The 12,747-nt window shown below is 36.3% G+C and carries 10 protein-coding genes; 8 read left to right on the top strand and 2 right to left on the bottom strand.

All coding sequences use genetic code 11. From position 1 onward, the window contains the following. The first annotated feature begins 261 nt into the window (after nucleotides 1–261). From ACLI50_RS21985 to ACLI50_RS22020, 8 genes are all read left to right on the top strand, one after another. Nucleotides 262–1,266 carry a zinc metalloprotease gene (locus ACLI50_RS21985; RefSeq protein WP_411414639.1) on the top strand — a complete coding sequence of 335 codons (1,005 nt, stop codon included), beginning with the start codon at nucleotides 262–264 and terminating at the stop codon, nucleotides 1,264–1,266. 248 nt (nucleotides 1,267–1,514) lie between these two features. After that, nucleotides 1,515–2,036, top strand: coding sequence for a hypothetical protein (locus ACLI50_RS21990; protein ID WP_411414640.1), 522 nt, complete (start codon nucleotides 1,515–1,517; stop codon nucleotides 2,034–2,036). Between the two features lie 26 nt (nucleotides 2,037–2,062). Further along, entirely contained in the window at nucleotides 2,063–2,710 is a 648-nt protein-coding gene (locus tag ACLI50_RS21995) for a hypothetical protein (protein ID WP_411414641.1), read from the top strand. A gap of 92 nt (nucleotides 2,711–2,802) precedes the next feature. Next, nucleotides 2,803–3,474 (top strand): sensor histidine kinase, encoded by a 672-nt coding sequence (locus tag ACLI50_RS22000; RefSeq protein WP_238349623.1) that lies wholly within the window; start codon nucleotides 2,803–2,805, stop codon nucleotides 3,472–3,474. Further along, a complete protein-coding gene (locus ACLI50_RS22005) occupies nucleotides 3,471–4,112 on the top strand; it encodes a response regulator transcription factor (RefSeq protein WP_110010663.1) in 642 nt (213 codons plus the stop codon). The genes ACLI50_RS22000 and ACLI50_RS22005 overlap by 4 nt, the downstream gene beginning before the upstream one ends. 249 nt (nucleotides 4,113–4,361) lie before the next feature. Further along, nucleotides 4,362–5,366, top strand: a complete 1,005-nt coding sequence (locus tag ACLI50_RS22010; protein ID WP_411414642.1) for a zinc metalloprotease — start codon at nucleotides 4,362–4,364, stop codon at nucleotides 5,364–5,366. Between the two features lie 353 nt (nucleotides 5,367–5,719). Next, entirely contained in the window at nucleotides 5,720–6,733 is a 1,014-nt protein-coding gene (locus tag ACLI50_RS22015; protein ID WP_110010661.1) for a zinc metalloprotease, read from the top strand. 108 nt (nucleotides 6,734–6,841) lie between these two features. Beyond that, entirely contained in the window at nucleotides 6,842–8,227 is a 1,386-nt protein-coding gene (locus ACLI50_RS22020) for a phosphatase PAP2 family protein (RefSeq protein WP_411414643.1), read from the top strand. A gap of 35 nt (nucleotides 8,228–8,262) precedes the next feature. On the opposite strand, the gene ACLI50_RS22025 is transcribed toward ACLI50_RS22020, so the two are convergent. Both ACLI50_RS22025 and ACLI50_RS22030 read right to left on the bottom strand, forming a co-directional pair. Further along, nucleotides 8,263–10,128 carry a M1 family metallopeptidase gene (locus tag ACLI50_RS22025; protein WP_202840460.1) on the bottom strand — a complete coding sequence of 622 codons (1,866 nt, stop codon included), beginning with the start codon at nucleotides 10,126–10,128 and terminating at the stop codon, nucleotides 8,263–8,265. 106 nt (nucleotides 10,129–10,234) lie between these two features. After that, nucleotides 10,235–12,604, bottom strand: coding sequence for an outer membrane beta-barrel protein (locus ACLI50_RS22030; RefSeq protein WP_411414644.1), 2,370 nt, complete (start codon nucleotides 12,602–12,604; stop codon nucleotides 10,235–10,237). Between the last annotated feature and the right edge of the window lie 143 nt (nucleotides 12,605–12,747).

Genomic DNA, 12,747 nt, shown 5'->3' on the forward strand with positions numbered 1-12,747 from the left:
GCACTTATTTTTTATACCAACATCTTTTCAAGTAATTTATTTTCAATAAATAATAATTTACATTTAATTTCAAATTTTTAGAAAAAATATTCCTATTAAAAAATCTAATCTGTAGCATATTTATTAAAAAATAATATCAATAATATAAATATTTCATACAAAATACAAATAAATTAAATTTAACATAAAATAATAACTTATTAATTAAATATATCATATTAAAATTTCACCTATATTCGTTTTACTAAAAAACGAGATTTTATGAAAAAAACAATTTTCGGAGTCTTAATCACACTCCTGGTTTCATGTAATAATAATGAAACAGAAAACATTACTCCAGAGAACACAAACGTGGAAGAAACCAATATCACAGCCGGCAAAGAGGCCTTCTGCGGCTCTGATATTCTCAGAAAAAAACACCTTGCTGAAGATCCTGCAGCTATGCAGCGAATGCTTCAGATAGAAAGCCAGACCGCAAACTATATCGAGCAGAAAAAAATGGGTAAAGTTTTGCCTGACGGAAGCGTAGAAATACCGGTCATCTTCAATGTCCTTTACACAAAAGCATCAAATAACGTATCAGATGTCAGGATAAATTCCCAAATAGATGTACTTAATAAAGCCTTCGCATCTACACATTCTGATATTTCCAAGATTCCGGCAGAATTTCAACCGGTAAATGCAGGAGATACCAAAATTAAATTCAGATTGGCGGGCATTAACAGAAAGTCGACAAAGACTTCCAGATGGGCACCGGATGATAAAATGAAAAAAGCATCTACAGGAGGAATGGACTCTACGGATCCTAACCAGTATCTGAATATCTGGGTAGTTGATTATATGCCGTATCAGTCCGGATATGTCTTAGGATATGCTACTTTCCCGGAAGATGCAGGACTTTGGAACGACGGTGTTGTTATGATGGACGATTATGTGGGTGAAGGTGGTCCTGATGCCACTCATAATCAGGGAAGAGTAACAGTACACGAGGTTGGACATTACTTAAATCTAAGACATATCTGGGGAGACGCCAACTGTGGTAACGATTTCGTAGATGATACACCTCAACAGATTACAAAACACTCCGGTGTACCAACTTATCCGAGATACGAAACCTGCGGAGGAGTTTCACGCTCTGTAATGTTTATGAATTACATGGATTATTCTGACGAAACAACATTGTTTATGTTTACACAACAACAAAACAGCAGAATGCAGGCTACCATTTCAGCATCCGGCCCTCGCGCAGGATTAAGAGTTCTGTAAAAAATTTTAAAAACAATATAAAAGGTCGCTTGTAAAAGGCGACCTTTTGTGTTTTGCCCCCCGTATGCCTTTCAAAGAATTCAGATTGAAAGATTTTCTCCAAATTCCAACTTATTCTTTATAAAATATACAATCCGTAAAATCACGGTAAAAATAACAGTGTAATTCCCTATTAACAGATACATTTTCTACCATTATTTTTCCGAAATTTGCATATTAATTAAGTTTTATCTGCAAACCACTAAGCTATGAATACAGAATCAAACAATCCACTGGAACCTGGAATCATGTCAAACAGTCTTATCCAGGCTCTGATTGACAATTACCGTCAAAATCATCTCAATGCTATTAATACCGCTTTAGGAATACAAGATGCTCATTCCATCTGGTTTGATCTTCCTAAACTAAAAAGTTTTATTGCAAAGATCGAAGAAGAAGCTGCCAAAGTGAACCCAGCTGCATCTTCAGAAGACTTAGGGATCAGATTTTATTATGCTACTTATCCGAAACAGGAAAACTGGTCTATCATGGATTCACATCCTGTTCCGACAGAATATGCAGGAAGACACACGCTGGTGATGGTCCCAACATTAAAAAAAGCCAATGAAACCGGAGAGCTTATTGATTATGATTTCAATCCTTTTCAGAGTGCTGAAGGAAAATCTTTAGTATTAGCAAACAAAGGTATGGGAGAAGATAGTGATACCGGTCTTGGAGAAAATAGTGGAACACTTATTCCGCCATCACCTCCGATGGGTACATCTTATTAATTACTATTCATAGTCTTAAATACAGTATGACTGAGATTCAAAAAATTTTTTCATCATTTATGTATTGGGGAGAAGCCTTTGCTGCTATAATCTCCCTGATTTATTATAATCGTGTAAAAAAACAACATTGGAAATATCTGGCAATTTATCTGATTCTTATTTTCCTGTGTGAGTCAGCTGTAAAATGGGGAGAAAAACCGCTTAAAATAGACAGGATAAATTTTCACAACTACTTTGTGATTCCACTGCAGTTTATATTTTTTTATTGGCTGTACGCAAAAGAGTCTTTAAAGAAAACAAAACTATTCTATATCTTAACGGGAGCATATCTTTTAACATATATTCTCAGGGCACTCTTTTTTCCGGAAAAGAAAGTCATCTTTTCATTCAATTATAATATAGGGTGTCTACTCTTAATGGCTCTGGTTATTATGGAGTATTATAAACAGGTTAATTCGTCTGATATTCTTAATTTCAGCAAAAACAAAATGTTTTATATTAATTTGGGAGTAACACTTTTTTATATTGCTAATATGCCATTTATGACGTTCAACTCTCTTCTGTGGAAATATATAGATATCTGGGATATTTATTTTATATATTTTCAGGTTTCAGGAGCGGTTATGTATATTTTATTTGCAAGTTCATTTATATGGGGAAAACAGAGCTCTTAATAACTATCATCTCATTCAATATCTTTTTTTTGATGTTTGTAATTGCCGTATTTATCTATATCCGGAATTACAGGCAACGAAAAAAAGAGTATTTGAATGAAATTGAAAGAAAAAATGAACTTCATCAGAGAGAGCTCCTTTCTACCCAACTGGAAATTCAGCAGGCCACCATGCAGCAGATCGGAAGAGAACTGCATGACAATATTGGTCAGAAACTTACCCTGGTAAGCCTCTATGTACAACAGATGCTTTATGAAAATAAAGTATCCGAAGCAAGTGAAAGAATTGATCAGGTTTCACAAATCATCAACCAATCTTTGCAGGATCTCAGAAGCTTGTCAAAAACACTTACAGACGACAATATCAACCAGAAGGAAATTGTAACTTTGATACAGGAAGAAGTAGACAATACCAATTCCTTTAAAAAGTGCCATGTAAATTTTGAGCATAATTTTAAACAACTGGACTTGGGCTTTGTTCATAAAAATGTTCTTCTTAGGATTACCCAGGAGTTTATTCAGAACAGTATAAAACATTCCCGCTGTAAAAATATTTTTATCAGCCTGAATACGTCTGAAGACATCCTTTGGGAACTTGATATTCGTGATGATGGAATCGGGTTCGATACTTCACAGATCAAATCCAACGGAATAGGCCTTACCAATATGAAAAACAGAGCGGAAATCATAGGAGCTAGTTTTCGTATGGAAAGCCGGGAAAATGCAGGAACCCAAATCAATATTATCTTAAAAAAGCAGTCATGAAAAAATCTATCGTAATTGTTGACGACCATATACTTATTGCAAAAGCCCTGGAAGGAATTATAGGTAACTTCAGTGAATTTGAAGTCATCTATGTAAGCGAGAACGGGAAAGATCTTATCCAAAAATTTGAAGAAGGCAATGCCATTCCTGATATTATTCTTTTAGATATCAGTATGCCTATTATGGACGGTTTTGAAACGGCAGTCTGGCTTACAAAAAACCATCCCGATATTAAAATTATGGCTCTCAGTATGCAGGGAGATGACAACAGCGTAATTAAGATGATTAAAAGCGGAGCAAAAGGTTATCTGCTGAAAAACACCCATCCAAGAGATCTGGAAACCGCACTTACCCGACTCAATAGTGATGGCTTCTTTTATCCGGACTGGGCTTCCAAAATTATATTCTCCAACCTGAACAAAGAGACTGAATCTGAAATGGCGATAAAAATTTCAGACAGAGAAAAAGAGTTTCTGAAATACACTGTAACCGAACTCAGTTATAAGGAAATTGCCGACAGAATGTGCTGCAGTCCGAGAACAGTAGAAAGCTACCGTGATCAGCTATGTGAAAAACTGGATCTTAAAACCCGCGTAGGTCTAGCCGTTTTTGCCATTAAAAATGGTTTTGCTAATTAAGTCTTTATAGTGAAAAAATTCTTTTAAAAAATAAATATAAACGAAAAGTATACACACAAAATAATCAAAAACTAAAAACGAACCAGTAGTTTTATCTAAATTGATTAAAATTCAATACATTCGAGATAACAATAGGATTTAATTAAACAAAAGGACTAATTATTAACAATATATCAATTAAATTACAAATTATTTGCATATTAATTTCAAATAATATAATTTCACATCCTCAACCTAAATGATTTTGATATGAAAAAACTATTATTTGGAGCTTTTATGCTCACTGTAATGTCTGCATGTAACACTGACAGCGTTACTAATCAAAATGAAAACACAACTGACGAAGCAGCAACAACTGCAGGTTTTGCTCAAAGGGGCTGTGCGTCTGAGGAAATCAGACAGGAAGCATTGAAAAGAAGTGCTGAACTCCAACAAAGATTTGCAGCATTAGAAACCAACACAGAAAAGTTCGCCAATGATGTAAAATTTGGAAAAGTTTTAGCTGATGGTACTGTAGAAATCCCGGTTGTAGTGAATGTTATATACAGAACTACAGCTGAAAACGTTTCTGATGCAAGAATTGCTGAACAAATTGCAGTATTAAATGCTGACTATTCCGGTACTAACACTGATGCCAGCAAAATTCCGACTGAATTCCAGGCTGTAAGTTCCGGTGACACAAAAGTAAAATTCAGACTGGTAAATACTGTTAGAAAATCTACCACAAAAACCGGATGGGCTACCAATGATGATATGAAAAAAGCATCTAAAGGAGGAATTGATGCTACTAATCCTACCAATTATTTAAATTTATGGGTTGTAGGTAAAATGACCAGCCAGGGACGTACCATTCTTGGGTATGCAACATTCCCTGAATCTGCAGGTCTATGGAATGACGGTGTTGTAATTGCTGCTCCATATTTTGGAAAGACAGGAGCTTCTTCACCTTTCAACCTGGGAAGAACAGCAACACATGAAGTAGGCCACTACTTAAACTTAAGACACATCTGGGGAGATGCTAATTGTGGAAATGACCAGGTAAGTGACACTCCTACACAAACTACAGCAAATTACGGAAAACCTTCATACCCGCTATATAATACTTGCAGCGGTGTACAGAGATCTGTAATGTTTATGAATTACATGGATTATGTAGATGATGCAGCAATGTTTATGTTCTCTGCAGGACAAAAAACAAGAATGCAGTCTGTAGTAGCTTCTTCTGGTGCAAGATCCGGATTGAGAGTATATTAAAATTTAAATATTGACAAACTTAGGATCTATCTCAAATTGAGATAGATTTTTTTATTCTATCTATCTCCTGAAATTAAATCCCTTTTCAGTTTCAGCAACACTCCGTTTGTATAAAATATCCTATAAAAAACAATAAAAACATGAAATTATTCACACATAAAATCCGATTGATTATTAAATATAAATAAAACAATTAATTTTAACTAAAATTCAATTAAATATCATTTTATTTGCATTTAATTCAAGCAAATGCTATACAATTTAAAATTCCTCTACCTTTTTCAATGAATAATTTGCATATTAATCACAAATAATATAATTTCACACCCTCAACCAAATTATATTATAACGATATGAAAAAATTCTTAATGGGAGCCCTGGTCCTGGGCTTTATGTCGGCATGTAACACCGACAGTTTAACCACTCAAAATGAAACACCTGCGGATCAGGAAAATTCTGTTCCAAGTGCTCTTAAAAGAAGCTGCCCTTCAGAAGAAATCAGACAAGCAATGCTTTTGAAAAATCCAGCGCTACAAAAGAAAATAGCGGATATTGAATCCGGTACTGAAAAATTTGCAGAAAACCTTAAAGTGGGAAAAGTTCTTGCAGACGGAACTGTTGAGATCCCGGTAGTTTTTAATGTCATCTATAACACTTCTACTCAAAATGTTTCTGACACAAGAATTGCAGAACAAATTGCTGTTCTTAATGCCGATTACGGAGGCACCAATTCTGATGTTACGAAAATTCCTTCTGCATTTCAGCCTGCAGCAGCAGGTGATGTAAAAATCCGTTTCAAATTAGTTGCAACCAACCGTAAACAGAGTTCAAAAACAGGCTGGAGATCTGATCTTGAACAAATGAAAAAAGCCAGCACCGGAGGAATTGATGCAACTGATGTCAATAAAAACCTGAATATCTGGGTTGTAAATTCAATTCTTGACGAAAACAATCAACCTGGAACACTGGGCTACGCTTATTATCCTGAACATGCAGGACAATGGTATGACGGTCTTGTAATAGGCTATCAGTATATAGGAAAAACAGGTGCTTCAGCTCCGTTTAATTTAGGAAGAACAGTAACCCATGAAGTAGGACATTACCTGAACCTTCCACACCTTTGGGGATCATCAGACACAGGCTGCCAGACAGATTACTCTAATGATACTCCTACATCTCCCGGCCCTAATTATGGAAATCCCACCTACCCTCTAAACAGAATTTGTGGAGGTGTAAGCCGTTCTCAGATGTTTATGAATTATATGGATTATGTAGATGACAAATCTATGTTTATGTTCTCTGCCAACCAAAAAACCAGAATGCAGGCTGTAGTATCAGCATCGGGACCAAGAGCAGGATTAAGATAATCAGCCGGATTGCTTAGAAATATTATAAAAATATTAAAATAGTCTATCTCAATTTTTGGGATAGATTTTTTTAATACTTTTACGCAATTTAAATTCAACACCACTACGATGAAAAAAATAGCATTAGCATCAGGAATACTATTGCAATTATCCTGTATTAAAGCACAGGATACTATCCCATCCCGAAATCTCAAGGAAGATCTGGCACTTATCAATTCAGGGTATACAATTCAGGAGAAAACTCCTTTTTTCCAAAAAGAATGGGTGAAAAAATCGGTGGCTCCAGCTCTACTTTTTACGGCAGCCGCAGCAACATGGGGAGAAAAAGAGAATATTCGCGAGGTAAGAAACCGGTACCTTCCCAACTTCAAAGTAAAATATGATGATTATCTGCAATACGCTCCTGCTGCTGCAGTCTATGGATTAAAACTGGCAGGTGTAAAAGGGCGTAACAATATAGGACGGGCTACCTTATCCTATGGAACCAGCTTAGCCATCATGGCTATTTTAGTCAACTCTATTAAATATACAGCAAAAGTGGAACGTCCCGATGGATCCAAAAACAACTCTTTCCCATCAGGGCATGCCGCAATGGCTTTTACCAATGCCACATTTCTACACAAAGAATATGGTTTGGTGAATCCGGCCTACAGTATTGCCGGATATGGTTCTGCTACCCTTACGGGACTTGGACGAAATTTAAATAACAGACACTGGGTTCCGGATATTCTCGCCGGTGCAGGTATCGGAATTATATCAACAGAACTGGGGTATTTTTTTATTGACAAAATTTATAAAAACAAGGGTGATAATTTAAGCATCTTATCCAGAATACAGGGTAACGACTATCCATCCTTTCTTTCTTTAAAAATGGGAACCGCGTTTGGTACCACTAACTTCCTGAGGGAATCTGAACTGGATGATAAAAAACAAATCGGTTTTGAGGGCGGACTGGAAGGCGCTTATTTCTTTTCAAAAAAATGGGGTGTGGGTGCCGATGTATCTTTCAGCAGCTTCCCTATTAAATCTCAAAGAATAACATTAGATGACGGGCAGGATTTTGGTGATCATGAAATCAAAACACAATCTATGGGATTCCTTTCTGCAGGCATTGGGCCTTATTTTTCCCATGAAATATCAGATAAATGGCAGCTTACTTTAAAAATTACCGGAGGATATGCCGCTACTGCCACTGGAAAAGTATTTGTAAAGGGAGAGGACATCGATGCTCCCAACCATGAGCTCCAAATAGCCAGATATAAACCAAAACCAGCTTTCCGATGGAATACAGGTGCTTCTATGACTTATAAGTTTAATCCGGGATTAGGTCTTACTTTCTATACGGATTACAATCAGATCAACTCCACCATTCGTTATTACTTCAGCTATGAAATTAAGGAAAGTGCTGAACTGGATCAGGAACTGAACAACCTGATTGCTAAAGAAAAAATCAATTATATCACGCTAGGTTTACGATTGACAGCCTATTTTTAAAGCAAGAAAGCCTCCAGAATCTGAAGGCTTTACTTTTATAAGTTTTTACGGTTGTCATCCGGAGTATAATCCATAAAGATATCTCCGTCCAGCTGTACCGATTTTATCTTCTTCTTAATAGGAATGACTAGATCGGTCAGTTTCTGGTCTTTTTCCCATACTGAAGGTGAAAAATGGATTTTTTCTGTCGTTCCATCATCATAAGACAGAATGGCATCAAACGGAATGGCAAAACCTCCTACATTCGCTACGTTGATGGTAAGCATGTCATTCATCTGGGATGCTCCTGTTACTTTTAAATCTATATAATTATTGGTATAAAACCAATTATGGAAGAACCAGTTCAGATTTTTTCCTGATCCCGTATTCATAGAATTGAAATAATCCCATGGCACAGGATGCTTCCCGTTCCAGTTGTCCATATAATGGTGTAATGCTTTTTTGAAGAGTTCATCTCCCAGATAATCTTTCAGCGCCAGATAAGACAATGAAGATTTTACATAGGAGTTGTTTCCATATCCGGCACCGCTTACCTGCGTACTCATGGTAATTATCGGTTGATCCTGCTCTGCAGAAGGATCATTGATCCATTTTTTAACACGGAAGTTTTTATAAAATTCTCTGGCAGCAGCTTCTCCGTTTTCATCAATCCCTATAAGATATTCCAGCGTGGTTGCCCAGCCTTCATCCATAAATGCATATCTGGTCTCATTGATTCCCATATAAAAAGGGAAGTAGGTATGGGCAATTTCATGATCTGCCGTAAGCCTTGCATCATTAAGATCATCAGGAATACTGGTATCATTAATCATCATAGGATATTCCATATCTGCGTATCCCTGGATAGCCGTCATTACGTTATAAGGATATTCTACGCCTGGCCAGTTTTTCGAGAACCAATCCAGGTTGTAACGCATCCAGTCTACATAATGTTCAAAATCTTTAGCTCCGTTTTTATATCCTGCCTGAACGCTGGCTCTTTTTGTTTTTAACTGAACGCTGGCGGCATCCCATACATAATGGTTACTCATGGCAAAACAGAAATCTGTAATATGGCTGGCTTTAAATTTCCAGACATTCCATTTATTCTGTTTGGTTACTTTACCGGACTTCATTTCCTGTTCTGTGGCAATATGCATCAGCTTATCACTTTTCAGGGAAGCTTTATATCTTTTTAAATATTGAGGCTGAAGCACAGCTTCCGGATTCAGAAAATCACCGGTTGCCCAGACTACATAATTTTTCGGTGCTGTGATGGCAAAACTGTAATCATTGAAATCATTATAAAACTCCTGTCTGTCTGAGTGTTGAAGCATATCCCATCCGTTGTAATCATCATACACGGAAATCCTTGGAAAAGAATATGCCACATAGAATGTTTCAGGATCAATCTGTCCTTCTCTTCCACTCTGAACCGACAATGGATATTCCCACTCTATTTTAACCTCAGCTTTTGATTTGGATTTCAGGGCTGATTTTAATTTTACTTTTTCAACAGTACTCCAGTCATCACTGTTGATCTCATATTTTACATTGTTTACTGTAAAAGATTTAATTTTCAGCCCGGATGAAAGGAAATCTTTGGATACAAATCCTGATCTTGGCGACTGTGGTTTGTGAAGGTTATTCACAAATCGTATAGCCAGTTCATTCAGGTTATCCGGACTGTTGTTGGTATAAATAATGGTTTCTTTTCCGGAAACCACTTTTGTAGCAGCATCTATTTTCACCTCTACATTATACACTCCTTTATTCTGCCAGTAGTTTTTCCCTGGTGCTCCGGAGATATCACGTGTACCTCTTTCATACGCTTTTTTGATATTCCTCGGCATATACAATTCCTGAGCTGACAGCTGCAGTAAAGAAACTGCGATCAGCATTCCGGAAAAAATTTTCTTCATAGCGATCTCTTTAAAGATAGGCATCAAAAATAACGAAAATGTGCCATCAGACGACCATTCTTTCACAATAATATTTTACCGTGATTAACTTTTATATTAAAATATTCTACAATCTATCTTGTTCGGCTGTTTTTTTAATTGTTTTGGCATTTTTAACTGATTGATTTCCAAAGTTGAATTTCAATGAAAATGTTACTCCCTGAGTATCGGTATAATCAAGAAAATAATTATCCTGATTTGCATATTTTGTACTGACCTTCTGTTCTGTGGATCTGAAAATATCGCTAAAAATAAGGCTGGCTTCCAGTTTTTTACTAAAGAATTTCCTGTTCATTACAAAATAAGCCGACCATAGAGAAGATATCCTGAATGTTCCCTGTATGCCGGGAGAATAGTAGCGGTGTCCCATTTCCATTTTCCAGTCGCTGTTTTTATCGAGCGTAAAGCTTGTTGAAATGTTTGAAACCCAGTTCCAGACTTTATTTTTATACAGCATTCTATCAACTCCTGTGAAATAATTTTCATTGTGTTCAAGGTTTTCAGAAAGGATGATATTCCACCATGGTTTCACCTGGAAATTTTTATAAAAGCTTAATCCGAAAGCCTCTCCTTTCTCAATATTGGTAAAATAATAGATCAAACTGTTAGTACTTGGTTCCTGATAGGAAATTTCCATGGACGGATAAATTTCTTTTCTATAGTACAAATCCAGATTCCAGTCTTTCCATGAATAAGTAAGATTGAGATTGTGGGTAATCGTTGCTTTTAATTTGGGATCTCCCTGATAATAGGAAAACAGATTGTAGTAAGATTTTGCAGGATTCAGCCATGAATAGGATGGTCTGCTGATTCTTTTCCCATAGGAGAACCCGAATTCCTGTTTATTTTCTGTCGTGTACTGTGCATAAAAAGTGGGAAAGAATTTCCAATAATTACTTTTATTCAGTTCATAAGGTTCTGAAACCACACCTTCAAGATCTGTCATTTCCGCACGAAGACCTCCCTTGAAATTCCACTTCCCGATATTGTAGGTTAATGAAGAATACAAGGCAAAATTGTGTTCTTTATAATCAAAAATACTGCTTTTTTCCGGTCTGTATTGTAGTGTTCCGTTCTCGTTATCAGAGAAATCAAGTTGACTGCTGGTTTTTACAAAACTATACTTAATCCCCGATTCTAGTTCCAGTTTATCCCCTTTCCATTGGTAATCGAATTGGGTAGAATATAGCTGAACATCTGCTTTATTCCGGGTAAGGAAATTATCTTCTTTGGGAGGTTGCCCTGCAAAATTCAGATAGGTGATTACATTCTGATATTTATCGGCATTATTTCCGGTAAAATAATTGATCCAGGAAAGGCTGCTTTTCTTATTGATTTTCCTGTCTATCTGAAAACTTACAGAGTTATTGATGGAACGTGAGCGATGATCATTGATGGTAGTATAATCAGATTCTACCCTATCCTGCTGGTTAAAGATCAGCGTAGGAACATTGTAGGTTCCGAAGGATTTTGGAGAAAAATACCCTGAGTAGTTGAGGCTAAGATTGGTCAGGCTGTCCAGTTCATATTCCACATTAAAATTCAGGGTATTCTGGTTATTGTTTTTATCCTTCCTGTTCATTGTACTTACCCATCGGGTTTGGCTTTCCGGATAGTTTACATAATCTGTTCCTTCCCGGTAGTACGTTCCCAGCCCTTTATAATAGCTCCCCATAATGGAAAGTTTATCTTTTTTATAATATTGGGAAAGACCGAAAACGCCTTTCGCATATTGTGTCTGTACATATTTGGATGAGAGAATGCCACGGTAACCTTCAATTTTATTCTTTTTCAGAACGATATTCAGTACTGCGCTTCCTGAGGCTTCATATTTTGCAGGTGGATTGGTAATCACTTCCACAGATTTCACTTCATCTCCCTGTGTATTCTCCAGAAGGTTTTTAAGCTCATCCCCTGTCAGCATTACTTTTTTATCATTAATCGTCACCAGAATTCCGGTATTTCCCTTTACACTCAATACACTGTTGCTGATAGTAACACCTGGTGTATTTTTCAGGATTTCCCAGGCATTGAGCGAAGAAATATTACTGTTTTCCACATTAAATTCCAGACGGTCTACCTTTCTTTTCACCAAAGGCTTACGTTTCGTCATGACTATTCCTTCTATTTCCTGAGATTCTTTTTTAAGAACGATATTCAGAGGTTCAGGCTCTTTTAAATCCAATTTTTTCTCAAATAAAGAATATCCCTGATTTTTAACTATCAGCTTTACATCCTGTTTTTCTATACCCTGGAGTACAAACTTCCCGTGTTCATCCGTTTTTAATTCTTTGATCAATGCATTCTGAGCGTTATATACTTCTACCTTTACGAAAGAAAGTTTTTCATTTTCGGTGTTCATCACTGTACCTTCAGTTTTTTGTTGCTGGGCAAGAATCAAAGCTGGAAAACACAGAAGAAAAAGAATTTTATACATGGTTATTTTTTTATCCGTTCAAACAAAAACAATTGTTCTGTTCTATGGGTACAAAATTCTATATTGACTGGAAAAAAAACGGTTAATAGAAGGTTAATGATGGGTTAATATCTTTTCTGTCATAAAATTACCAGCTTCTGATA

The sequence above is a fragment of the Chryseobacterium cupriresistens genome (genome assembly GCF_046614675.1).
Classification (GTDB): Bacteria; Bacteroidota; Bacteroidia; order Flavobacteriales; family Weeksellaceae; genus Chryseobacterium; species Chryseobacterium cupriresistens.

Excerpts from the sequence above, each read along its gene's own strand:
- ACLI50_RS21985 (WP_411414639.1), top strand. The coding sequence starts at position 262 with ATGAAAAAAACAATTTTCGGAGTCTTAATCACACTCCTGGTTTCATGT.
- ACLI50_RS21990 (WP_411414640.1), top strand. The coding sequence starts at position 1,515 with ATGAATACAGAATCAAACAATCCACTGGAACCTGGAATCATGTCAAAC.
- ACLI50_RS21995 (WP_411414641.1), top strand. The coding sequence starts at position 2,063 with ATGACTGAGATTCAAAAAATTTTTTCATCATTTATGTATTGGGGAGAA.
- ACLI50_RS22005 (WP_110010663.1), top strand. The coding sequence starts at position 3,471 with ATGAAAAAATCTATCGTAATTGTTGACGACCATATACTTATTGCAAAA.
- ACLI50_RS22010 (WP_411414642.1), top strand. The coding sequence starts at position 4,362 with ATGAAAAAACTATTATTTGGAGCTTTTATGCTCACTGTAATGTCTGCA.
- ACLI50_RS22015 (WP_110010661.1), top strand. The coding sequence starts at position 5,720 with ATGAAAAAATTCTTAATGGGAGCCCTGGTCCTGGGCTTTATGTCGGCA.
- ACLI50_RS22020 (WP_411414643.1), top strand. The coding sequence starts at position 6,842 with ATGAAAAAAATAGCATTAGCATCAGGAATACTATTGCAATTATCCTGT.
- ACLI50_RS22025 (WP_202840460.1), bottom strand. The coding sequence starts at position 10,128 with ATGAAGAAAATTTTTTCCGGAATGCTGATCGCAGTTTCTTTACTGCAG.
- ACLI50_RS22030 (WP_411414644.1), bottom strand. The coding sequence starts at position 12,604 with ATGTATAAAATTCTTTTTCTTCTGTGTTTTCCAGCTTTGATTCTTGCC.